The organism is Rossellomorea marisflavi (assembly GCF_022170785.1).
Taxonomy (GTDB): Bacteria; Bacillota; Bacilli; order Bacillales; family Bacillaceae_B; genus Rossellomorea; species Rossellomorea marisflavi_B.
On the sequence record NZ_CP081870.1, the window covers coordinates 3,143,999 to 3,166,081 of the forward strand.

23 protein-coding genes and 2 riboswitches are annotated in these 22,083 nt (G+C 49.4%); of the genes, 9 read left to right on the forward strand and 14 right to left on the reverse strand.

All coding sequences use genetic code 11. From position 1 onward, the window contains the following. Positions 1 to 166 precede the first annotated feature (166 nt). Together K6T23_RS16385 and K6T23_RS16390 are read right to left on the reverse strand one after the other, a co-directional pair. Positions 167 to 325, reverse strand: a complete 159-nt coding sequence (locus K6T23_RS16385) for a glycogen biosynthesis protein GlgD (protein WP_238281796.1) — start codon at positions 323 to 325, stop codon at positions 167 to 169. Then, entirely contained in the window at positions 322 to 615 is a 294-nt protein-coding gene (locus K6T23_RS16390) for a YtzC family protein (RefSeq protein ID WP_056534785.1), read from the reverse strand. Before K6T23_RS16390 ends, K6T23_RS16385 begins: the two co-directional genes overlap by 4 nt. A 177-nt stretch (positions 616 to 792) precedes the next feature. Here K6T23_RS16390 and mnmL point away from each other — a divergent pair, with 177 nt between their 5' ends. Continuing rightward, complete coding sequence (gene mnmL, locus K6T23_RS16395; RefSeq protein ID WP_238281797.1) at positions 793 to 1,758, forward strand: tRNA modification radical SAM protein MnmL/YtqA; 966 nt, start codon at positions 793 to 795, stop codon at positions 1,756 to 1,758. Further along, positions 1,755 to 2,327, forward strand: coding sequence for a tRNA 5-(aminomethyl)-2-thiouridylate-methyltransferase MnmM (gene mnmM / locus K6T23_RS16400; RefSeq protein ID WP_053426268.1), 573 nt, complete (start codon positions 1,755 to 1,757; stop codon positions 2,325 to 2,327). The genes mnmL and mnmM overlap by 4 nt, the downstream gene beginning before the upstream one ends. Positions 2,328 to 2,361: 34 nt before the next feature. Here mnmM and K6T23_RS16405 read toward each other — a convergent pair whose 3' ends face one another. The 4 genes from K6T23_RS16405 to K6T23_RS16420 all read right to left on the reverse strand — a co-directional run bounded on the left by K6T23_RS16405 (position 2,362) and on the right by K6T23_RS16420 (position 7,950). Beyond that, positions 2,362 to 3,369, reverse strand: a complete 1,008-nt coding sequence (locus K6T23_RS16405) for an LLM class flavin-dependent oxidoreductase (protein ID WP_238281799.1) — start codon at positions 3,367 to 3,369, stop codon at positions 2,362 to 2,364. Positions 3,370 to 3,477: 108 nt separating this feature from the next. Beyond that, positions 3,478 to 5,847, reverse strand: coding sequence for an immune inhibitor A domain-containing protein (locus tag K6T23_RS16410; protein WP_420493480.1), 2,370 nt, complete (start codon positions 5,845 to 5,847; stop codon positions 3,478 to 3,480). A 201-nt stretch (positions 5,848 to 6,048) separates the two neighbouring features. Then, positions 6,049 to 7,122 carry a tetraprenyl-beta-curcumene synthase family protein gene (locus K6T23_RS16415; RefSeq protein WP_238281801.1) on the reverse strand — a complete coding sequence of 358 codons (1,074 nt, stop codon included), beginning with the start codon at positions 7,120 to 7,122 and terminating at the stop codon, positions 6,049 to 6,051. 24 nt (positions 7,123 to 7,146) lie between these two features. Next, positions 7,147 to 7,950, reverse strand: coding sequence for an alpha/beta fold hydrolase (locus tag K6T23_RS16420; RefSeq protein WP_053426264.1), 804 nt, complete (start codon positions 7,948 to 7,950; stop codon positions 7,147 to 7,149). An 86-nt stretch (positions 7,951 to 8,036) separates the two neighbouring features. Between K6T23_RS16420 and K6T23_RS16425 the strand changes: the two genes are divergently transcribed. Further along, a complete protein-coding gene (locus K6T23_RS16425; protein WP_079516655.1) occupies positions 8,037 to 8,552 on the forward strand; it encodes a gamma carbonic anhydrase in 516 nt (171 codons plus the stop codon). Between the two features lie 369 nt (positions 8,553 to 8,921). Here the strand turns inward: K6T23_RS16425 and metK are convergent, their stop codons facing one another. Next, the gene (gene metK, locus K6T23_RS16430) at positions 8,922 to 10,121 is read right to left on the reverse strand and encodes a methionine adenosyltransferase (RefSeq protein ID WP_048007384.1); all 1,200 of its coding nucleotides are present in this window, start codon (positions 10,119 to 10,121) and stop codon (positions 8,922 to 8,924) included. Between the two features lie 211 nt (positions 10,122 to 10,332). Next, a riboswitch (SAM riboswitch) is annotated at positions 10,333 to 10,468 on the reverse strand. Between the two features lie 288 nt (positions 10,469 to 10,756). On the opposite strand from metK, the gene pckA reads away from it, so the two are divergent. Further along, positions 10,757 to 12,343 (forward strand): phosphoenolpyruvate carboxykinase (ATP), encoded by a 1,587-nt coding sequence (gene pckA, locus K6T23_RS16435; RefSeq protein WP_238281803.1) that lies wholly within the window; start codon positions 10,757 to 10,759, stop codon positions 12,341 to 12,343. An 85-nt stretch (positions 12,344 to 12,428) separates the two neighbouring features. Here pckA and K6T23_RS16440 read toward each other — a convergent pair whose 3' ends face one another. Further along, on the reverse strand, positions 12,429 to 12,578 hold the full coding sequence (locus K6T23_RS16440) for a lmo0937 family membrane protein (protein WP_142128989.1): 150 nt from the start codon (positions 12,576 to 12,578) through the stop codon (positions 12,429 to 12,431). Positions 12,579 to 12,751: 173 nt separating this feature from the next. Here K6T23_RS16440 and K6T23_RS16445 point away from each other — a divergent pair, with 173 nt between their 5' ends. From K6T23_RS16445 to K6T23_RS16455, 3 genes are all read left to right on the forward strand, one after another. Continuing rightward, complete coding sequence (locus K6T23_RS16445; RefSeq protein ID WP_048007382.1) at positions 12,752 to 13,606, forward strand: GRP family sugar transporter; 855 nt, start codon at positions 12,752 to 12,754, stop codon at positions 13,604 to 13,606. 22 nt (positions 13,607 to 13,628) lie between these two features. Further along, the gene (locus tag K6T23_RS16450) at positions 13,629 to 14,414 is read left to right on the forward strand and encodes a glucose 1-dehydrogenase (protein WP_148986081.1); all 786 of its coding nucleotides are present in this window, start codon (positions 13,629 to 13,631) and stop codon (positions 14,412 to 14,414) included. Between the two features lie 308 nt (positions 14,415 to 14,722). Further along, positions 14,723 to 15,511, forward strand: a complete 789-nt coding sequence (locus tag K6T23_RS16455) for a GNAT family N-acetyltransferase (RefSeq protein WP_238281805.1) — start codon at positions 14,723 to 14,725, stop codon at positions 15,509 to 15,511. A 335-nt stretch (positions 15,512 to 15,846) separates the two neighbouring features. Here the strand turns inward: K6T23_RS16455 and K6T23_RS16460 are convergent, their stop codons facing one another. From K6T23_RS16460 to K6T23_RS16470, 3 genes are all read right to left on the reverse strand, one after another. Next, positions 15,847 to 16,401 (reverse strand): biotin transporter BioY, encoded by a 555-nt coding sequence (locus K6T23_RS16460; RefSeq protein ID WP_148986082.1) that lies wholly within the window; start codon positions 16,399 to 16,401, stop codon positions 15,847 to 15,849. A gap of 101 nt (positions 16,402 to 16,502) precedes the next feature. Next, on the reverse strand, positions 16,503 to 17,429 hold the full coding sequence (locus tag K6T23_RS16465; protein WP_238281807.1) for an ABC transporter substrate-binding protein: 927 nt from the start codon (positions 17,427 to 17,429) through the stop codon (positions 16,503 to 16,505). A gap of 4 nt (positions 17,430 to 17,433) precedes the next feature. After that, positions 17,434 to 17,973, reverse strand: a complete 540-nt coding sequence (locus K6T23_RS16470; RefSeq protein WP_148986084.1) for a hypothetical protein — start codon at positions 17,971 to 17,973, stop codon at positions 17,434 to 17,436. Positions 17,974 to 18,106: 133 nt separating this feature from the next. Beyond that, positions 18,107 to 18,289, reverse strand: a riboswitch (cobalamin riboswitch). A gap of 128 nt (positions 18,290 to 18,417) precedes the next feature. Between K6T23_RS16470 and K6T23_RS16475 the strand changes: the two genes are divergently transcribed. Further along, positions 18,418 to 18,750 carry a hypothetical protein gene (locus tag K6T23_RS16475; protein ID WP_079516661.1) on the forward strand — a complete coding sequence of 111 codons (333 nt, stop codon included), beginning with the start codon at positions 18,418 to 18,420 and terminating at the stop codon, positions 18,748 to 18,750. A 274-nt stretch (positions 18,751 to 19,024) separates the two neighbouring features. Here the strand turns inward: K6T23_RS16475 and K6T23_RS16480 are convergent, their stop codons facing one another. The 3 genes from K6T23_RS16480 to K6T23_RS16490 form a co-directional block, all read right to left on the reverse strand. Then, on the reverse strand, positions 19,025 to 19,837 hold the full coding sequence (locus K6T23_RS16480) for a YwqG family protein (RefSeq protein ID WP_079516794.1): 813 nt from the start codon (positions 19,835 to 19,837) through the stop codon (positions 19,025 to 19,027). Positions 19,838 to 19,923: 86 nt separating this feature from the next. Continuing rightward, complete coding sequence (locus tag K6T23_RS16485; protein WP_238281809.1) at positions 19,924 to 20,166, reverse strand: DUF2584 domain-containing protein; 243 nt, start codon at positions 20,164 to 20,166, stop codon at positions 19,924 to 19,926. A gap of 3 nt (positions 20,167 to 20,169) precedes the next feature. Then, the gene (locus tag K6T23_RS16490; RefSeq protein WP_238284456.1) at positions 20,170 to 20,958 is read right to left on the reverse strand and encodes an alpha/beta hydrolase family protein; all 789 of its coding nucleotides are present in this window, start codon (positions 20,956 to 20,958) and stop codon (positions 20,170 to 20,172) included. Between the two features lie 144 nt (positions 20,959 to 21,102). Between K6T23_RS16490 and K6T23_RS16495 the strand changes: the two genes are divergently transcribed. Next, a complete protein-coding gene (locus tag K6T23_RS16495) occupies positions 21,103 to 22,074 on the forward strand; it encodes an ABC transporter substrate-binding protein (protein ID WP_238284457.1) in 972 nt (323 codons plus the stop codon). Positions 22,075 to 22,083: the final 9 nt, after the last annotated feature.

Consider the following 22,083-nt stretch of genomic DNA (forward strand, 5'->3'; position numbering starts at 1 on the left):
CTTTCTAACACAATTTCAATTCCCTAGAGGATTTTACTCCTTTTCATTGAAAGGGGCAAGAACTATTTACCGGCTTCAAACCTGTTATGTAATGCTGCTTCGATGCGGTGATTCAAGCGCTTGAACAAAAAATGCCAGCCCTGGAATCCAGGGCTGGCCCGTGTTGCTATCTGTCATTATGATGGTTGCTCCGAACAGGTTGACTCCTGTGCTCATTCTGCTTTTTCACGGTTTCAACAGGATTGTACTCTTTCCCGAACTCGGTATCGATCGGTTTATTCCGTCCACTCTGTTCCGGGTTGTGTTGATCGGATCGCTTCTTCAATGAAGGGTCCCCCCTACCGTCGAAGGATCATGCTCAAGGAGGATCATTTCATTCTGAAGATGCTGCACCTGAAGCCGCATCCTGTGAAGCTGTTCACGCTGCTGGGCATTGGCGCTTTGTGACAGCTGTGCAAGGTCATTGACCGATTCCTCGATCTTTAGCATGGCCTGCGTATAATCACTGTCACTGTAATGTTCCTGTCCGAGACCGGCCTGGTACTGCTTCTGACCTTCGCGGATGGCGTCTTCACACTTCTGGATACACTCGTCGATTGATTGCCTCGTTGCCATCTGAACATCCCCCTGCCTATTTAGTGCTTTCGGGAAGTACTTCCCATCCCTTAGTGTGAGCCTGCTCACCCATTTCAAAAGTGGTAAACTTCGCCTTTTGGTTCCCCGAGGATTCATTCTCCCCCTCTTTCATGTTAAAATCTCTATGATGAACCACAGAAATCGACGAATCAGGAGGTGTTTGCCATCGAGACAAACCCATTTCCATATGCAGCAGACCAAAAACGCTACCACACCTGGAATTATCATCTGCGCGGACACTTCGGCCATAAAGTGTTCAAAGTAGCACTGGATGGAGGATTCGACTGTCCGAACCGTGACGGTACGGCCGCATTTGGTGGATGCACCTTTTGCAGCGCGGCAGGTTCTGGAGACTTTGCAGGCAACAGGGCCGAATCATTAGAAAAACAATTCCATGATATCAAGGATAAAATGCATAAAAAATGGAAGGACGGCAAATACCTTGCCTATTTCCAAGCTTTCACCAATACCCACGCCCCCGTCGAGGTACTACGGGAACGCTATGAATCCGTGCTGAAGCAGGACGGGGTCATCGGCCTGTCCATCGCCACACGCCCGGATTGTCTTCCAGATGACGTGGTGGAGTATCTGGCTGAATTGAACGAAAGAACGTATCTATGGGTGGAGCTCGGGCTTCAGACGGTCCATGAAAAGACGGCAGGCCTAATCAATCGTGCCCATGATTATGAATGCTACAAAGAAGGTGTCAGGAAGTTAAGGAAGCACGGAATCCGGGTTTGTTCCCATATCATCAACGGCCTTCCACTGGAAACAGACGAGATGATGCTTAAGACCGCTGCCGAAGTGGCAAAACTCGATGTACAGGGAATCAAAATCCATCTTCTGCATCTTCTGAAAGGTACACCGATGGTGAAACAATACGAAAAAGGACTTCTTGAGTTCCTTGATTTTGATCGATACATACAATTGGTTTGTGATCAGCTCGAGATCATCCCTCCCGAAATGGTGGTGCACAGGATCACCGGAGATGGTCCCATCGATCTTATGGTGGGCCCGATGTGGAGCGTGAATAAATGGAGCGTGCTGAACGCCATTGATGATGAAATGAAGCGCCGCGAAAGTTGGCAGGGAAAATATTACAAAGTGGATGTGACAACATGAAATTAGACAGAATTCTACCATTTGCAAGGCAGCTTCTTGAGCGTGCCGTAAGCCCCGGGGATGTCGTGATCGACGCTACGCTAGGGAATGGGCACGATACGCTGTTCCTCGCCAGGCTCGTAGGAGAAAATGGCAGGGTCTACGGCTTTGACATCCAGGAAGAAGCCATCGAGAATACGAAAGAGCAACTTGATACCCACGAATTGGCGCCTCGGGTCACCCTGTTCCATCAGGGCCATGAGACCGTGATGAATGTGATCCCCCCCGTCCATCACGGGAAAGTGACAGGGGCCATCTTCAATCTCGGCTACCTGCCGGGGGGAGATAAGGAGATCGTAACCCGTCCGAAGACGACGATCCTCGCCCTCAATCAGATCCTTGAAATGATGGCGCCTGAAGGAATCCTCGTCCTTGTGATCTATCACGGACACCCGGAAGGCGCGGTGGAGAGGGATTATATCCTCCGCTATGTGGAGAAGCTCGACCAGAATTATGTCCACGTCCTCCGCTATCAGTTCATGAATCAGCTCAACCACCCGCCATTCATCGTGGCACTGGAAAAAAGATAATCAAAAGGGACGGCCCGCTGGCCGTCCCTTTTTGTTATGCGTCCATCAGTGCATTGGCAATCAATTCGAATGATTTCAGCTTATCGTTGAAATCATACGTGATGCTCACGAGCATGACTTCGTCTGTTTGATACTGCTCGCTCAAGGCGAGGATCTTATTTTTCACGGTTTCGGGGCTTCCGACAACCATCCGCTTCCGATTCTCCTTGATCCGTAGAAGTTCGAACGGACTGTAGTGGTACTGGGCCGCTTTCTCGGGGCTCGGTGTTCCGTTCGAGCGCATCCCCTGTTCGATCATGAGGATAGAAAGATCGATGCTCGAGGCGATCCTTTCAGCTTCTTCATCCGTTTCGCCACAGATTGCAAAGACAGCGACAATATTCTTTGGCTGATCAAGATAAGGGCTTGGCACGAAGTTGTTGCGGTAAGCCGCGGTGTATTGCGGACCGCCCTCGCCATTGATGAACTGGGCGAATGTGTACGGTAGTCCTTTTTGAGCGGCCAACATGGCGCTCGATGGACTCGATCCGAGCAGCCACACTTCAGGCATCGTAGCGATCTGCGGAGCAGCCGTCAGTCCCTGGTATGGGTGGGATGCCGGCAGGTTATCCGTCATATATCCGAGAAGATCGTCGATTTGCTCAGGATAGCGGTCGACGTCCCTCGGTTTCCCGTCGTGTAGGGCCATCGTGGCCATGGGCATCCCGCCAGGAGCCCTTCCAAGACCGAGGTCGATCCGTTCAGGGTTCAGACCCTCGAGCAATCGGAAGTTTTCGGCCACTTTGTACGAGCTGTAGTGGGGGAGCATCACTCCGCCTGAGCCTACCTTGATCCTCTCTGTATTCTGTGCAAGATGGGCGATCAATACTTCCGGTGAAGAACCGGCAAGGCTGGTGGAATCATGGTGTTCAGACACCCAGAAACGCTCATAGCCCAATCGATCGGCATGCTGTGCGAGTTTTACTGTATTTTGAAGAGCCTCTTGTGGGCTCATTCCTTCTGCGATCGGTGATTGATCGAGAATGCTTAATTTAATGGCCAATACTTACATCTCCTTTGTGTGATGTGAGTATTATTATCAATTCCATAGTGAAAAATGTCCACTAACATGCTTAAAGGGTGACCGCCGGTCGGCGATCACCCTTCAAGATTAATGTTTAGATACTTCGATGCGCCCTACGGACTTGTCTTTACTTTGACCCGTCACTTTGACTTTCAGGCCATATTCAGGAACATTTCGTCCCGCATCCGGCATCCTTGTATTCGAGTAGTCTTTCCTGTCATAGAACTCAGGATTTTTCTTCGTATCCTTATCGGTAAGCGTCAACCCGAGAAGGTCGCGGTAATCAATGAACATCTTTTTCGAATTATCCATGCTGAATGCAGCGTCATGGATCTGATAGCGGGTGGAAGCAACGGAACCATCACTCCATCTAATCGGTATTTGATCCGCATCGACCACTCCAAGGTATCCATCACCAGGGTGGATGCCCGTCCAGTTGTCGTCGTACGATTCATCTGCGTACCAGATCACAAGGCCCGGATCATATGACATGAGGCTGTCACCACGTTTGATATGAGCCAGTCCTTTATCGACTCCCTGGTGGTTTCTCCACTCAAGAAGATAGTAATGTTCTGATTTTTTAACTCCCGTATCCTGCGCAAATCCATCAAGCTTCACTTTCGGTTTGCCCTCAGCATCATCGAAGAATACTTGTTTCCCATCTGCCGTCACCTTGATATCGTCTACATAAAGACCAGGATAAACGGCTGCTACATCCGTCCAGTAGTTGATTTTCACTTGGACTTTTTTCCCTTTATACGCACTCAGGTCAAACTTGGCATCGATCCAGCCGTCGGATTTTCCGGTGATCCCGTTGCCAGGGTTTTGGCTATTCGGGTCTGCATCCGTTGTGATATTACCCGGGATGGTTGTCCACTGTTTCCCGTCCTCGCTTACTTGAACAGATCCGTAATCCCAATCCTGCTCGATATCATACCAAGCTTTGAAGGAGAATTCTGCACTTGAGGCAGATGACAGATTCACATCGACGACCGCGGAATTATCAAGCTCGTTTCCACTGCCGCTGAAGTAGCTGTATTTTCCGCTGAACGGCTTGTTGACCGGTGTTTCTTTATCCGGCAACGTGATCTTCAATGCATCTGCATTTGTACCCTTCGTATTGGCCTGGTCAAGATAGAATTCTGCACCTTTTTTGTTCAGCTCATCGAGGCTGACCTCATCGTACTTCAGCCAGTTGCCACCATGGGCAGCCTGGAGGAATTCCTTGGACCATGCACTGAATCCGGTCGGTTCTGTGCCAGGTACCTTCCCTGCCCAGCTTCCACTTGCCATGATCGACCAGTAAGCTACTGCTTCACCTGTTCCTGTATACTGGGTATCATATTCATCCGGAAGTCCGAGGTCATGTCCGTACTCATGGGCGAACACCCCTGCAGCTCCGTCTGCCGGCTGGATCGTATAGTCATACGCAGCCATGTTGCCTTCCCAGTATGGAACGTCCGTTTCCGTTCCTTTGATCGGGAATACGCTGCCAAGGTTCCAACGGTGGGACCAGATGGCATCTTCTCCAAGGCTTCCGCCGCCCGCTTCTTCACCGACAGCAGAGTGAACGACCATGAGGTGATCGACAATGCCGTCCGGCTCGCGGGTATTCCCGTTTCCATTCAGATCATAGCGGTCTTCCTGATCGAACTCACTAAGATCTACATCGGGATCTGCCGCAACAGCTTCAAGTGCTTCCTTGACGAGTTCCCTCGGCCTTGCGTCACTGCCATTCGCTCCGTTGCCGCCGTAGTAGGCTGCCGGATGCTTGGCCATATACCATTTCGTGACTTCCCCATCGACCGTATAGGCACCGTTCGTTTGTTGTTCGTAGAATTGCTTCATGGAGACCAGCTTCTCCCCATTGGGACCTTTGTATCCTCTATTACCGAATACCATGTCTTCATAGTGCTTTTGCACATAATCGTCATAGTACATGTCGGTTTCATCTTCCTGGATCGAATTGTGAGGAAAATCAGGGAATTCCATCAGGACGACAAGGACCTTGTCCTCCCTGACATCCCCGTCATAGTATTCTTCCTTTACAGGGTCCAGGTTACGATGTTTCTTTTTGTTATTGTTACCCTTTCCCTTCTTTTTGTTCTGGGTGATTTTCTTCTCGAGCTTCTCTTTCTCTTCCTTCAGCTCTCCATCATCTTCAAGCTCCTTCAAGCCATCGGATTTTTCATTCAGGAACTTCTGCAATCCTTTTTCAGCTTCAGAAGCGGAAGCATTCTTTGAAATATCCCCTTTTTCCTTGAGCATCTCGATCAACTTCTCTTCATTGGCGATGGCAAGGTCAAACGGTCCTTCCCCGTGGTTATGTACCTTCTTCGACACCGGGTCCTTCAGGACGTTCACCGGAGTGGCGTCATGAGCGGATGCAGGTACGGCAAATAAACCGGCACTGAGCGCTGCGGCCATGGCAACAGACATGATCTTTCTAGACTTCAATTTCCATTCCCCCTAAAGTTTCTAGTAAATACTTTCTCTACCAAATATACTCCTTTATTCTGAAAAGTAAATATTTTCAGAATTAAAACAGTTCTATCGTCCCAGCACCCACTTTCTTACCTGTAACCAACTAACCTTTTTTATTCCATTTTTTTCATAAAATCAAAAAGAAAACCTCGAGCGATGTCGAGGTTTTAGGATTTAAGATGTTTTTTTCCGGCTTCTCCATTTCCGATACATTTTACCATTGAAATAGAAGAATTTCGTGATCCAGCCAGATTCATTGATGAATTCTTTTGAAAAGTGATGAACGTCCCGCTGCTTCCTTGCTTTATCATCTGACAGATAGACGCCGATCAGCCCTTTGTTGATCAATCGGTGGAAATGGGCGTGTGGGAGTCCTTCCGTATGCTCATCCGCTTTACGGAGGAAGTGAAGGAGCCGTTCCTTCATGTGCTCTTCATTTTCATAATAGAAGCAGAAGTTAAGGTCTCCCCCTTCCCTATCTTCTTCCTGATCGATGAAATAATCGAGTAGAATATGTAGTCCCTGTATATAAGGGAAGTAGCCGCTCTTGATTTTATCCGTATAGGACGGATGGAAATCGGCCCGATTTGCATACGAGACGAGGCAGAAGATCCCGAGGGTCGATCCGGAGCACGCCGAGAATTCATACCAGTCCATGTCGGGAAGGTTCTCCCTGTGGGATTCGAACCAGCCCTGCAGCCGTTCGACGCGCTCCTCCTGTTTCACATGCTTATGTATCTGCAGATCGCAGTAGTAATCACAAAGCTGAGCGAGCTCGGCTTTGATCGCTTCATAATTCCGGAGACCCTTGAGGACACCCTGGCACGTCCTGACCAGTGCTTCGAGGTATCCGCCATCATCCTGGTCTTCCCTGAGGGCATAGTAGTTCACGGGTTCTGCACCGACATCAAGGGAATCCCTCATGGACTGGTGAAGGAGGGCAAAATCATCCGGATCTAGGGAGACGCTCCGATCACACAGATTGTCGAGGTAATCGCTGATCGTTTGATAGGCCACGATGAAACGGATCGTCTCTACTTTCTTATCAAGGGAAAGGAGGGACATGATGCCACCGCCCTCACAGTGAAACGTCTTATGTTCAATGCTTGAGAGGGCCTGTCGCCTCAATTCTTCATTCGGGATCGCTTCGGCCTTCATTTTCCACTGATCAAGTTCGTGATGAACGTGTGGAAAAACATTTCGATATACTTTTGTCATTAATGAAAATGGATCGCTTGGTATGGACACGCTTATCACCTCTTCCTTACTTCATTACACAATATAACCCAATGTTTTCAGCCGGCTTTCAATGAAAGACTTGGAGTACTCGAAGATTTCCTCCCTCTCCGGCTCATTGTATAGTTCATGATAACATTTTGCCCATTCTTTATAATGCATTTCGGACAAGGAAAGTTCTGTAAACCATTTTTTCACAGCCCGTTTATCTACGATCTGATCATCCCCCGCCTGCATGACAAGCAACGGATAGTCAGGCATTTTATCAAGCTCCTGATGAGCATGCTTCATCGCATTGATCAATTCCCGGTACCACCGGACAGAGACTTTCGTGATATAGAGGGAATCGTTGCTGTCGATCTCACGGACTTCAGCGTTCCTGGTCGCCATATTGATGGATAATCCCGATGGGAATTTAACCGATGGGGCAACTTTATTGAGGCCATATGAAAGCAGGTCCACCGACTTGTTCGGATAATTCATCAATCCGAGGCAGGGCGAGGAAAGGATGACTCCTGCAAGATTCACATGCGATTCCTGGAGCAGACGCACGGCGACAAGTCCACCCATGCTGTGACCGATCACGAATACAGGGAGTTCGAACTGATAGGCTGCCTGTATCCAATCCTTCACTTCGATGAGGTACTCTTCGAATGATTCGATATGTCCCCTCATGCTCCTCGAGGTCATACCCTGGCCGGGCAGGTCCCCCATGACGACATGATACCCTGCCGAGCGCCACATTTCAATGAGCCAACCATAACGGCCGTGATGCTCCATTGCTCCGTGAATGATGACGATGACTGCCTTTGCTTCTTGATCCGTTTCCCATTTCCACATGGCGAATCCTCCTTTAAAGATGGTAATTCCGAAAAATTCTGCTACCATTTATTATAGTAAATATTTCTGAAAGGGGTTAGTATAAAGTGCTCTATCCATATTATAATAAAAAACCGCTCATTGCAGAGTCTGCATATATTGCAGATTATGTGACAATCTCCGGGGATGTCGAGATCGGGGAAGAATCGAGCGTCTGGTTCAATTCCGTCATCCGCGGGGATGTCGCCCCGACCAAGATCGGAAAAAAGGTCAATATCCAGGATAACTCCGTGCTTCACCAAAGTCCGGACAACCCCCTGATCATCGAGGATGAAGTCACCGTAGGTCACGCAGTCATCCTGCACAGCTGCAAAATCCGAAAAAAGGCGTTGATCGGCATGGGTTCGATCATACTGGATAATGCCGAGATCGGTGAAGGCGCCTTCATCGGAGCCGGGAGCCTGGTCCCTCAAGGGAAAGTCATCCCTCCCAATACCCTTGCATTCGGAAGACCCGCCAAGGTTGTCAGGGAGTTGAATGAAGACGATATCATGGACATGGAGCGGATCTCAAGGGAGTATGCGGAAAAAGCGCAGCATTATAAAGCCGCCAAGCCCCTCTAGTCACTTATACTTGGGATACCCCAACTTGATGGAGATTACTCGGATTGTTTGTAAGGACCCCGAATAAAAAGAGGGTAGTACGAAAACGAAAAAGGGACCATAGCATGACGAACACGGTCCGTATAGGTTTTTCATATCGCTCATGACTTCCGCGGAAGACGTCGCTTTCTTCGCATAATCCGAAAGCATTCCCGGCAAGCCTGCGGGATGCTGCTCTTCCAGCAATCACCCGCTGGAAACAATAAAGTCGTCATGGTCTTGGACCAAATTAAAAACCCGGACTGATTTGCCATATCACAGGCAAATCGGTCCGGGCTTTTCTATGACTGAAACACGAATGTTACAGCCTTATTTAGTTCTTAAGGATAATCAAGCAAGCGCTTCTGCTTTAAGAGCGTCTGCTTTGTCTGTACGCTCCCAAGGAAGATCAAGGTCATTACGTCCGAAGTGACCGTAAGCAGCCGTCTGTTTGTAGATCGGGCGACGAAGGTCAAGCATCTTGATGATGCCTGCCGGGCGAAGATCGAAGTTATTGCGGACAACGTCCACCAATACATCTTCGGATACTTGTCCGGTTCCGAATGTGTCGACAGAGATCGATACGGGTTGTGCAACACCGATGGCGTATGCAAGCTGAACTTCACACTTCTCGGCAAGTCCTGCAGCCACGATGTTTTTCGCAACGTAACGTGCAGCATAGGCCGCAGAGCGGTCAACCTTGGTAGCATCCTTACCAGAGAATGCACCACCGCCGTGACGCGCGTATCCACCATACGTATCAACGATGATCTTACGGCCTGTCAGACCGGCATCTCCTTGAGGTCCACCGATAACGAAGCGACCAGTCGGGTTGATGAAGTATTTTGTGTTTTCGTCGATCAATTCTTTTGGAACGACCGGATCGATCACATATTCCTTCAGATTGCGCTGGATTTGCTCAAGCGTCACTTCAGGGTGATGCTGCGTAGAGATGACAATCGTGTCGATGCGGACAGGCTTGTCGTTCTCATCGTACTCAACCGTCACTTGCGTTTTCCCATCCGGACGAAGGTAAGGAAGGATCTCTTCTTTACGTACTTCAGTCAGGCGACGGGAGATCTTATGAGAAAGGGAGATCGGAAGAGGCATAAGCTCCTTCGTTTCATTACAGGCGAATCCGAACATGAGACCTTGGTCACCGGCACCGATGGCGTCGATCTCTTCCTCGCTCATTTGTCCTTCACGGGCTTCAAGGGCCTGATCCACCCCTTGAGCGATATCAGCCGATTGCTCATCGATTGATGTGAGGACGGCACATGTTTCAGCATCGAAACCGTATTTTGCACGCGTATATCCGATTTCGCGGATGGTTTCGCGGACGATTTTCGGGATATCGACATACGTGTTGGTTGTGATTTCACCGGCAACAAGAACGAGACCAGTAGTAACGGATGTTTCACAAGCTACACGCGCATTGGGATCATTCGTAAGAATAGCATCAAGAATTGAATCAGAGATTTGGTCACAAATTTTATCTGGATGTCCTTCCGTTACGGACTCAGATGTAAACAGACGACGTTTAGTTGACATCAAGGTTCCTCCTTAAACACATTTGCCGGTGGCTTCCGGCGAATTTAGCGAAGCAGATACGGTACTCATTTCCCTAAGTAGTATGAAGTAAACACGGCGGCCCCGCTGCCGGGATCGGACCCGGGGATTGCCATGTAGCAGGTCAAATAAAAAACCCTCCCTCTGGAAATCATGCAGAGGAAAGGGTTGAACTTTTAGCCGCGCCTTTTCTCTCTTATCGTTCAAGGTTTGCACCTTGCCTCAGTTTAGCACCTTCGCTCTTGGGAAAATCGTTCTGTTTCCCTCTATTTCATAGCAGGTTGCTGGGTTTCATAGGGTCTGCTCCCTCCACCAGCTCAGGATAAGAGTATCCGTTCAAGGTACAATAATAACGGTTCAACGGCGGAGTGTCAACACTTTCCCCCTGCTAGGTTTAACCATCCCCTCCCCCTTTTTCATTAAGACATCATAATCGTCCAAAGCGTTAACGTTAATCCGATATTTCGCATATAAATAGGATTATACGAGCATAAAACAAGGATATGTTAATTATTTTTCAGAAAAAAGATTATATAGTATAGACTAATATTTCTAATGTGTTATACTAATCATCGAGAAGCAAACTTACTTAAAATTCACATAAAGGAAGGGTTCGAATGAATACTGTGAGCAAATCAAATGAGTTGACGCAATTACTGAACGGCGAAAACATACACCAACAATTATCCGTCCCGCAGCTGGTGGAAAAAATCCTTCAGCGAAACGAAGGGATCCTGACCTCATCCGGTGCCGTCAGGGCCAAAACCGGAAAATACACCGGTCGCTCACCTCAGGATAAATTCATTGTGGAAGAAGCTTCCTCCAAAGATAAAATCGAGTGGGGCAAGGTCAATCAGCCGATCTCGGAAGAATCATTTGACCGATTGTATGGAAAGGTCCTTGATTACCTTCAACAAAAAGAAGAACTGTTCGTGTTCAACGGGTATGCGGGAGCCGACCGTAAGCACCGCCTTCCAATCCAGGTGATCAATGAGCTTGCGTGGCATAATCTGTTCGCTCATCAGCTCTTCATCCGTCCCGAAGACGGGGAGCTGAGCGGTCACGAACCGGAATTCACGATTGTATCGGCCCCTCATTTCAAAGCAGATCCCGCTGTGGATGGGACCCATTCTGAAACGTTCATCATCGTTTCGTTCGAGAAACGAATCGTCCTTATCGGCGGCACGGAGTATGCGGGTGAAATGAAGAAGTCAATCTTTTCCGTCATGAACTACGTTCTACCCGAGTCGGAAATCCTTTCCATGCACTGCTCTGCCAACGTGGGCCTTGAAGGTGATGTCGCTCTCTTCTTCGGACTGTCAGGTACAGGTAAAACGACCCTTTCTGCCGATCCCAACCGCAGGCTCATCGGTGATGACGAGCATGGCTGGTCACCGAACGGCGTATTCAATATCGAGGGGGGCTGCTATGCAAAATGCATCGGCCTGACCCGCGAAAAAGAGCCTCAGATCTTCGATGCGATCCGCTTCGGTTCCGTACTGGAGAATGTGGCAGTCGATGAAGATACCCGTGCCTCTGATTATGAGGATGCATCCATGACGGAAAACACGCGGGCAGCCTATCCCCTTCAAGCGATGGAAAATATCGTCGACCCAAGCGTTGCCGGTCATCCGAACACGATCGTATTCCTGACGGCGGACGCATTCGGTGTGCTACCTCCAATCAGCAAGCTTACAAAGGAGCAGGCCATGTACCACTTCTTGAGCGGTTATACGTCCAAGCTTGCCGGCACAGAACGCGGCATCACATCCCCTGAAGCAACCTTCTCTACCTGCTTCGGGTCACCGTTCCTCCCTCTTCCTGCCATCCGCTACGCGGAGATGCTCGGCAAGAAGATCGATGAACATAATGCCCAGGTATACCTCGTGAACACCGGATGGACCGGCGGGGAATATGGCGTCGGCAGCCGGATGAAGCTGTCCTATACGCGCTCCATGGTCCAGGCGGCACTTGAAGGGGAGCTCACCCACGTGGAGACCAAGACCGATGAAATCTTCGGGCTGCATATCCCCCATCATGTCCCTGGGGTACCTGATGAGGTGCTCCAGCCGAAAAAAACCTGGATGAATGAAGATGCGTACGAGTCAAAAGCGAAAGAACTGGCCTACAAATTCAATGAGAACTTCAAAAAGTTCAGCATGATGACAGGTGAGATCGAAGCAAAGGGCGGACCCCTCGTCTGATCTGGATATAAAAAGGGCCGGCACTCCTTAACAAGGAATGCCGGCTCTTTTATTTATGTAGGGACTCCGACACATCGAATTCCCTCTACAGTCCTTTCTTACGCCCTGTAATGCGGTTGAAGATGAACACGACGATGGCAATCACGAGCAATACGTGAATCACCGCGCCCCCAATTTTGAAAATAAGACCAAGAAGCCATAAAATCAATAAAATACCGATAATCGTCCAAATCATGATGTGCTGCACCTCCTTATTTATTCTTACGATTCCCTAAGCTCGCAATTTTAAAACCTCCCCCCTCATTCTTTTCACTCCCAATTGAAATTGGATACATACAATCAAATTCTCTGGCAAAACCTATCCAAAGAAGAATTGTGACTATTGCATTCAAGAAAGAGAGGCTTCTTATGGATATCTTTTTAGCCATACTCCCAGCAATATTCTGGGGTAGCATCGTGTTATTCAATGTAAAACTGGGAGGCGGACCCTACAGCCAGGTACTTGGGACCACCATCGGGGCGCTTATCCTCTCCTTTGGGATTTACCTTTTCATCCAGCCAGAACTGAATTCAACGATCATCATCGTCGGAATCGTTTCAGGTCTATTCTGGACCGTCGGACAGGTCAACCAATTAAAAACGTTCCAATATATCGGCGTGAGTAAAACGATGCCGATCTCCACCGGTATGCAGCTCGTTTCCACCGCACTGTTCGGCGTCATCGTCTTTCATGAATGGTCCACCACAACCACCGTCATCCTCGGCGTGATTGCCCTGATCTGTATCGTCGTCGGGATCGTCTTCACTTCGTATGAAGAGAAAAAAGGGAACGAAGAAGAATCGGGCAACTTCAAAAAAGCCATCCTCACCCTCATCGTGTCGACGATCGGTTATCTGATCTATGTCGTTGTGGCAAGGCTCTTCCACGTCGATGGCTGGGTTGCCCTGTTCCCTCAGGCGATAGGGATGTTCATCAGTGCCGTGATCTTGACGTTCAGACATAAGCCATTCAACAAATACGCCATCCGGAATATCATCCCCGGACTCATCTGGGCACTGGGAAATATGTTCCTCTTCATCTCCCAGCCACGGGTCGGAGTAGCCACGAGTTTCTCCCTTTCCCAAATGGGAATCGTCATCTCCACATTGGGGGGAATCTTCATCCTCGGTGAGAGGAAAACGAAGAAACAGCTTGTCCTGATCTCATTCGGGATCATTTTGATCATCATCGGAGGCGTCCTGTTGGGGATTGCCAAACAATAATGTCATTTGAGGAGGAAACAACATGTACAACGATTTAAAGGATAAAGTAGTCGTCATCACGGGGGGATCCACCGGACTCGGACGCTCCATGGCTGTAAGATTCGGCCAGGAGAAAGCCAAGGTCGTCATCAACTACTTCAAGGATGAAAAAGAAGCACTGGATGCGAAGAAAGAAGTCGAACAGGCCGGCGGACAAGCAGAAATCGTTCAAGGGGATGTGACGGTCGAAGCCGATGTCATCAACCTCATACAGGCCGCCATCAAAAAATTCGGGACATTGGACATCATGATTAACAACGCAGGAGTGGAAAATCCCGTCCCATCACACGAAATGACCCTCGACAACTGGAATAAGGTTGTCAACACGAACCTGACCGGAGCCTTCCTCGGCTGCCGGGAGGCCCTCAAGTACTTCGTTGAAAATGGGGTCAAAGGAAACATCATCAACATGTCGAGCGTCCACGAAGTCATTCCATGGCCCCTATTCGTCCATTATGCGGCGAGTAAAGGCGGCATCAAGCTCATGACCGAAACACTCGCCCTCGAGTATGCTCCTAAAGGGATCAGGGTCAATAACATCGGCCCCGGCGCCATGAACACACCGATCAACGCAGAGAAATTTTCCGATCCAGCTCAGCGTGCCGATGTGGAAAGCATGATACCAATGGGGTATATCGGTAAACCTGAAGAAGTCGCATCTGTTGCGGCCTTCCTCGCTTCCTCGGAAGCAAGCTACGTAACCGGCATCACCCTCTTCTGTGATGGCGGAATGACCAAATATCCTTCCTTCCAGGCAGGTAGGGGATAAGTAAAAAGGCTGGAACTCCATGTTTTAGTCATAGTAAAACCCGAATGCATTTGCCAAGATAAGGCGAATGCGTTCGGGTATTTTATTGTTTCCAGCGGTAAAGACTCCCTAAAGGAAGAGTCGCTGATGTTGAAATCCTACAGGCGTGCCGAGGAGGCTCACGGGCTACCCGCGGAAAGCGTAGTCTTACACGGAGATCATGAGCGGTGTATAGAAGTGGTATCTTATTATTTTTTCGAATTTTCCCTTTACTCTCCTCCCTTCTCTTGATATGATTACAAGAAAAAATTTACAGGGAGAGACCAAACATGATCAGACAACTGACCACCGAAGACGACTCTATCTGTCAGGACCTTATCACCCAGGCGCCTGCAGAGAACCTATTTATCATCGGGGATATCGAAGCCTTCGGGTACGACCAGGATTTCCAGAAGGTTTGGGGGGATTTCACCGATGAAGGAGTATTGCGCGGTGTACTCCTGAGATACAGGGAAAACTACATACCATATGCACCCGGTGAGTATGATGCAGAAGGATTTGCCTCCATCATCAATAAAGATGAGGAGTTCCTCTATATTTCAGGACTGAAAGAGATCGTTTCGAAGCTTGACCCTTTCATTTCCCGGGAGACGAAGCAGAAAAGGCATCTTCACTATGCCAAATGCACCCAAGGGGAATCACTCGATCAAAGTGACCTGTCCATGGTGAAAGAAGCGGGAATCGAAGACATCCCCGCCCTTGTCGAACTCCTTCTCACCGTTCCGGAATTCGAGCACTCCAATATCTCAGTGGAAAGCAAGGAGCACAGCATGAAAGCCGGTGCTGCCAGGAGCTATTACATTGAAGGGGACGGTCGTTTGGCTGCCTCCGCTTCCACTACCGCAGAGAACTCGAAATCGGCCATGATTGTCGGGGTCTGCACCCATGCCGATTACAAGAAAAGAGGCTACGCGAGTAAGTGCATGTCCAAGCTTGTGGGGGATCTTCTAAGGGAAGGAAAGGAGCTCTGCCTCTTCTATGATAACCCGGATGCAGGCAAGATCTATAAACGAATCGGATTTCATGACATCGGCTACTGGTCGATGTTCAGCTATTAAAAAGAGGCTGAGACGAACATGTTTTAGTCATAGAAAAACCCGAATCACTTGCCTACGATAAAGCAAATGATTCGGGTTTTACGTTCGTTTAATGAATATTCAAATTACATCGTTTCCAGCGGTTGATCGGAGTGCAAGACGAAGACTCCTGCGGGAAGAGTAGCTGATGTGAGACCCCGCAGGCGTGCCGAGGAGGCTCACGGGCTACCCGCGGAAAGCGAAGTCTTGCACGGAAATCATGAGCGGTATTAAGATCCTATACTGATCGTGTTCGGCATTAAAGGGGCCTTTTTTAGTTTTGTGCCCATCTCTTTCCTTTATTGTTCGAAAGCTCTTCAGGCGACTGCCGGCTTGATCAACCTGGCCTGCACCAAGCGATTGCGTACGACGATCCCAAGCCAACTGGCAAGGGCCGCCTTGATCACTCCTCCTACCAGGAACGGATAGACCCCTGCTGCCATCGCCTGGCTCCACCCAAGGTCTGCCACGAACTTCAACTGGATCGTCCCGAGAATCAGGGTCACGACCATCCCGACCAGATTGGCTACCATGGCCATGGGCAGGTTGAAAGAGGTTTTCTCCAGGATCAATCCTGTCACATAAGCCGCCGCGACGAAACCGAAGATGTACCCTCCCGTCGGTCCGACCAGGACATGGGCACCTCCGCTCATCCCTGCAAACACCGGGAGTCCGGCTGCACCGATAGCTGTGTATCCTATGAGGGCAAACGCCCCATAACGGCTCCCAAGAATCGTCGCCGTCAATCCCACTGCCAACGTCTGCCCGCTGATGGGCACGAGGGGCAGGGGAATCTCGATCTGCGCAAAGATTCCCGTGATCGCCGCAAACACCCCGCACTGAATAATCATTCTCAACCTGTCTCGATCCATTTACATGCACCCCTTAAAATATGTAAACTTAATTATATTATTAGTTTACATATTAAAAGCAAGTTTGAAAAGGCTTTCTTTTACACGATTATGATTGAATTCTAGAAAAGGTCCGGATAAACAGCCTTGGCTGTGATTTCGACTGCCTCACCGATCCTCGGGCCCGGTCGGGACATGACATCGGAATCAAGATAGATGACCCGTTCACCCTTCACGGCATCGATGGTGTCCCAGCCGGTCCTGGATTTGATTTCATCTACTGGATTTTCCACATAGTTCACTGTAGTCAGGATGGTTGCCGGGTTCCGTTTGATGATTTCTTCTTCTCCGAGCTTCGGCCAGCCCTCCTGATCGGCAAATACATTATCCACACCAGCAACCTGGAGGATCTCCTGCTGGAAGGTCGCGCTACCGGCCGTATAGATCTCAGGGGCTGGACTGATTTCAAAATAGACCTTTTCTTTTTCGTCAAGGGACTTGACCTTTTCCCCGACATCGGAGATTTGCTTCTTCATTCCTTCAATCACTTCGTTCCCCTTTTTTTGAGCCCCCATCACCTTTGCCACCTGTTCGATGTCGCCGTATACGTCGTCAAAGGTTTGAGCAGACTGGATGACGAAAACCGGAATGCCCGCATCCTCAAGCTGCTTGACTCCTGCTTCATCACCTGTTGTATAGGCAATCACCACGTCCGGATCCAAGGAAATCACTTTTTCCGTATTCACTGTCATGGAATCGGAGATGACCTCGAGATCCTCCACTTCCTTCGGATAATGATCGAATTCTGTCACCCCGACCACCTTGTCCCCTGCTCCGACTGCATACAGGATCTCTGTATTGCTCGGCTGCAGGGAAACGACGGTCTCCGGTACCTTTTTGAATGTGACTTCTTCTCCCCGGTCATCCTTGACGCTATAGGCAGTAGACTTTTCTTCTTTTTTCGTTGATGCTGTTTCTTCCCCGGCTCCACATCCTGATAGAATGAGACCGATGCTGATGAACAATCCGATCCATGCTTGTTTTTTCATCTCACTATTCTCCCTTGCCTGATTTTGATACTCCATAGGACTTGCTGATAAAAGGAATTTCTTTTACCCCTTCACCTTTATTCACATACACGGCCATGACAAACAGGACATTTGCCATCAGGTGCGCATATTTGAACAGCAGATTGTCCACTTTCTGTTCGAGGCTTACCTTATGAAGGGCCCTGACCGATTTCTTCGCTTCGCTCCTGCACGTATGAAGGACCGTCGCCGCGTAGCATCCCTGGGGAAGCAGGAACGTTCTGATTTCCTCTTCCACTTCGTTCACGTACGTGTCATACAGGTCGCTCAATCGCTGCAGATCCTGGAGGGTGATGGCCATCTCCCCCCGCACCGAACCATTCAGGTGATACGCCATCTCACAAAGATAAAGCAGATCTTCACGGACTCTCCCCTCTGTCAATGAAGAAGCCTGACCGATCCTCGTTGCCAGGGAATCCGTCCTGATCTCAAAGTCGACCGTCGACTGGGATTCCCTCATATACGGATAACAGATGTACCTGAAATCCTTTTTTCCCACATTCATCCTCCCTTTCTTCTCTTTTAGTGAATCACCGATCGTAGCGGAAACGGGCATAAAAAAAACCAGCCAAACGGCCGGCAATCATCATCAAAAAAGATGCATCAAGCCGCACCATCCCCTTAACTTCCGAAGAGCATAATACGATGGAAATCAGGCAGGTATCCTGGCTTGTGCATCATCCTACTTCAAGGCCCTTCCCGTTCAATGGTTGAACAGTGGGTTTTCCCTTGGTTCGTTAGCACTTACAGTTGCGGAAACAGCTCCGGTTTTTCACCGGATTCCCTTTATGCGCGAGCGCACCTGATTTCTGCGAAGGTCTATTCACTTAAGGACCATTATACCATGCGAGCCCCCTTGGGGTGTTTCTATTTTTTCAGATCCCTCTCATGAACCCGTCCGGTTCTGAATAGGAATGAAAAGGACAAACAAACAAGAAGGGATGATAGCATGAAATGGTTGATCCCACTGAGCTTCGTTTTCCTGCTGCTGGCAGGCTGCGGAAGTGAAGAAAAGAGCTACGAGTTGTGTGGATACGGGGATATGCTGGTGTTGAACGGGAAAGGATATGTGCTGCTGCCTGTGAAGAAGACGCTCACCCTCGACGGGAAAGCAGGGGTGATCAAGGAGAAGATCGGGGATGAGTTCCACCCTGAAAAAGACTATACGGCGAATCATCTGAAGAAGGGAACGGATCTTTATTATGTGAAGGACCACAGCACCTATCTCATCGCCAAGACTTCTGACGAACGATACCTCCTCTATGAAGAGATTGAAAAATGATGGACACGAACAGTGTAGGTTCTTTATGCCGCTCATGATTTCCGTGCAAGCCTTCGCTTTCCGCGGGTAGCCCGTGAGCCTCCTTGGCAGGCCTGCGGGTCTCACATTAGCTACTCTCCCGCAGGAGTCTATGTCTTGCACTCCAATCAACCGCTGGGACCAATAACATTCTTTTATTCCAAAAAAGGTGAAAACCCGAATTCAATCGCCTGATCGTAGGCAAATGAATTCGGGTTTTGCTATGACTAAAACATTTTTTGCAACCGGCCTTGTATTATGAACAATCCCAGTTATAGACCACATTGCCGAACTGTTTCTTCTTAAGATCTTCTTTTTTTATGAAGAAGTTGGCAATGCCGCAGTCACCCCACATCATGTCCACTTCATCATCCGAGTCGATTTGAAGCAGCAGGAGTGCATGATCCTGATTTTCATACTGACGCGGATCCTCCTGTGTGAAGCCCGGATATCCTCCGATCTTATGTCCGAAACCGCTCTGGGTTTCATAGAATTCATCCATGAGGGCGTCTGCCTCTTCACCATCATCGGTCATGGATTCAAACAGATCCCAGCTTTCCTTCCCGAACACCTTCTCGAAGCGGTAGTCGCCGGCGCTGATTGTTTCACTGGTCAATTCCGCCAGGACGGCACCTTCCTTCGTGACAGGGAAATACACGTCATCGGGGATTTTCACGAAAGAAAAATCGGATATCAGCTCTTCTTTCGGCAGGAACGGCTCTTCTATAAATCTGATGCGGAAATCCTTTTGGTCCTGCTTCTGGTCGATGTTCATTCCGTACAGATCATCATGTACCGAAATGAAGATCTGCAGAAGTCCTGATTCGGGATAATCTTCGAGCTTCGGGAGCTGACCGAAATTGATCTGGGCCAACAGTTTCATCGGGTGCCCCTCCCCGTCCACAGGATACTCATCCGCCTTCGGGAAATATGGATCCCCGGCGATCTTACTATCATAAGGGCCAGTTTTCCCTTCTTTTATATGTAGATGGACAGACGGAATCTCCGTTCCATCAAGTGCTGTACGGTAAGGGGCCAGCTTCGCTTGCAGGTTGACCGATTGTGCCACATTCATCTCCTCCTTGGAAAAAAAGCTTCTTTTTCCCATCATACAGAAAGGATTCCTGCCTGTCATCGATGAACCTGCCGGCTACTTCAGTTTGTCGAGTTCAAAGAAAGCAGCCGGTACGTAATCGATGTTTCTCCGTCTTTCCAACTTAGTTTTTCGATTCGGCCGATGGCGTTCGGCTCGCTGTGTTTAGTCACCCTTACTTCAATGGGAATCTCCATCGGGTAGAGGCGGTACCCCTCTTTCACAAGCGTGAAGAGATTCTCTTCCTCTCTAATTTCGTTATTCTTCGTTACGATCATGGTGTTCAGTTCCATCGGCATGCCCATTGCTCATTCCCCCTCTTGTTTTTTCATCCACTCACACATTCCTGCAACGATTTCCTGATTCTTACGTGGCGGGAAATAATGCGTGTAGGCTTGATAATACTGTGTCTCAACGGTTTTCCCCATTTCCCTCAGCCCCGCTTCAAGGCGGTGGGCATGTTCGATGGAGACGTTCTGATCCTGTTCACCGTGAATGATCAGGACCGGTGCCTTCAGGCGATCAAGCTGGAAGAGCGGCGTTCTCCACTCATAACGCTCGGGTACTTTCTTCGGGGTTCCGCCGATGACGCGTTTCATCATGCGGCGCAGATCGACCCGCTCTTCGTATGTAAGGAACATGTCCGTTACTCCTCCCCAGGAGACGACGGAAGCAACATCAGGCTGTTCGATGGCCGTCAGAAGGGCCATCACCCCGCCGCGGGAGAATCCGAACACATGGATCCCTCCTGTCACCCGAGGATGATCCCGCAGAAGTTCCACTCCAGATACGGCATCCTCGCGATCATCACCGGCAAAGTCCTCGCTTCCCTCTCCACCGAGGTTCCCCCGGTAATAAGGGGCAAAGACGATGAAGCCGTGGGAAGCAAACTGGCCGATCCTCGCTGGCCTCACTTTCCCCACTCCCTTGATTCCTCCCCTTAAGTATAGGAAGCCGGGGTACCCGCTGCCGTTCGCTGGCTCCGCAAGCATCCCCTTCACCTTCAATCCGCCAGACATATACGTCAGCTCGTACATCCTGATCGAAGGATTCGGGGAAGGGAATTCATATTTTTGTATAATCGTCCCGTTTTTCATCATCTCTTCCTTTCCCATGGGTATTCACACATATTTTACCCCAAACATACAATGGTTTAGCAAATGAAAACCGTGCGTGACAGGTAAAATGTCGGTCATGCAGTAAAGGAGGAAACGGCTGTGAAAAAGTGGATACGGACCGGCATGGCAGTCGCCGGAATTGCTTTATTGACCTCAGGCTGCGGGAAACAGGCAGAACCCCTTGAGAAAGTACGTGTGGCAGAAGTCACCCGATCGATCTTCTATGCACCCGAATATGTAGCAATAGAGAAAGGATTCTTCGAAGACGAAGGATTGAATGTCGAGCTGAAAACCACCTGGGGCGGGGACAAGACGATGACGGCCCTCCTGTCGAACGGAGCCGACATCGCCCTTGTCGGATCGGAAACGTCCATTTATGTCCACGCACAGGGCTCGGATGACCCGGTGATCAACTTCGCCCAGCTCACCCAGACAGACGGTACCTTCCTTGTCTCCAGGGAAAAGGTGGAGAACTTCGAGTGGGATCAGTTGAAGGGAACGACCTTCCTCGGCCAGCGTAAAGGCGGCATGCCACAGATGGTCGGCGAATATGTGCTGAAGGAGCACGGCATCGATCCGCACAAGGATCTCGACTTGATCCAGAACATCGATTTCGCCAATGTGGCGAATGCCTTCGCATCCGGTACAGGTGACTATGTACAGCTGTTCGAACCGACCGCTTCCATCTTCGAGAAAGAAGGAAAAGGCCATATTGTCGCCTCATTCGGCACCGAGTCCGGACATGTGCCTTATACGACCTTCATGGCAAAAGAAAGCTACATGAACAAGAACGATGAAACCGTCGATAAGTTCACCCGTGCCCTCTATAAGGCACAGCAATGGGTCGATCAAGCTAGTGCGAAAGAGATCTCCGATGTGATTGCACCGTACTTCGAGGATACAGATCCCGGCATTATGGAAACCGTCGTGGACCGCTACAAATCACAAGGCTCCTATGCTACCGATCCGATACTCGATCAGGAAGAGTGGGAAAATCTCCAGAACATCATGGATGAAGCGGGAGAACTGCCTGAAAGGATCGATCACGACACACTGGTGAATACGTCGATTGCCGAAAAAGCATCCAAAGAATAGCTAAGATCG

Excerpts from the sequence above, each read along its gene's own strand:
- K6T23_RS16440 (WP_142128989.1), bottom strand. The coding sequence starts at position 12,578 with ATGATTTGGACGATTATCGGTATTTTATTGATTTTATGGCTTCTTGGT.
- pckA (WP_238281803.1), top strand. The coding sequence starts at position 10,757 with ATGAATACTGTGAGCAAATCAAATGAGTTGACGCAATTACTGAACGGC.
- mnmM (WP_053426268.1), top strand. The coding sequence starts at position 1,755 with ATGAAATTAGACAGAATTCTACCATTTGCAAGGCAGCTTCTTGAGCGT.
- K6T23_RS16475 (WP_079516661.1), top strand. The coding sequence starts at position 18,418 with ATGAAATGGTTGATCCCACTGAGCTTCGTTTTCCTGCTGCTGGCAGGC.
- K6T23_RS16450 (WP_148986081.1), top strand. The coding sequence starts at position 13,629 with ATGTACAACGATTTAAAGGATAAAGTAGTCGTCATCACGGGGGGATCC.
- K6T23_RS16495 (WP_238284457.1), top strand. The coding sequence starts at position 21,103 with ATGGCAGTCGCCGGAATTGCTTTATTGACCTCAGGCTGCGGGAAACAG.
- metK (WP_048007384.1), bottom strand. The coding sequence starts at position 10,121 with ATGTCAACTAAACGTCGTCTGTTTACATCTGAGTCCGTAACGGAAGGA.
- K6T23_RS16455 (WP_238281805.1), top strand. The coding sequence starts at position 14,723 with ATGATCAGACAACTGACCACCGAAGACGACTCTATCTGTCAGGACCTT.
- K6T23_RS16445 (WP_048007382.1), top strand. The coding sequence starts at position 12,752 with ATGGATATCTTTTTAGCCATACTCCCAGCAATATTCTGGGGTAGCATC.
- K6T23_RS16420 (WP_053426264.1), bottom strand. The coding sequence starts at position 7,950 with ATGTGGAAATGGGAAACGGATCAAGAAGCAAAGGCAGTCATCGTCATC.
- K6T23_RS16470 (WP_148986084.1), bottom strand. The coding sequence starts at position 17,973 with ATGAATGTGGGAAAAAAGGATTTCAGGTACATCTGTTATCCGTATATG.
- K6T23_RS16490 (WP_238284456.1), bottom strand. The coding sequence starts at position 20,958 with ATGAAAAACGGGACGATTATACAAAAATATGAATTCCCTTCCCCGAAT.
- K6T23_RS16485 (WP_238281809.1), bottom strand. The coding sequence starts at position 20,166 with ATGGGCATGCCGATGGAACTGAACACCATGATCGTAACGAAGAATAAC.
- K6T23_RS16460 (WP_148986082.1), bottom strand. The coding sequence starts at position 16,401 with ATGGATCGAGACAGGTTGAGAATGATTATTCAGTGCGGGGTGTTTGCG.
- K6T23_RS16390 (WP_056534785.1), bottom strand. The coding sequence starts at position 615 with ATGGCAACGAGGCAATCAATCGACGAGTGTATCCAGAAGTGTGAAGAC.
- K6T23_RS16465 (WP_238281807.1), bottom strand. The coding sequence starts at position 17,429 with ATGAAAAAACAAGCATGGATCGGATTGTTCATCAGCATCGGTCTCATT.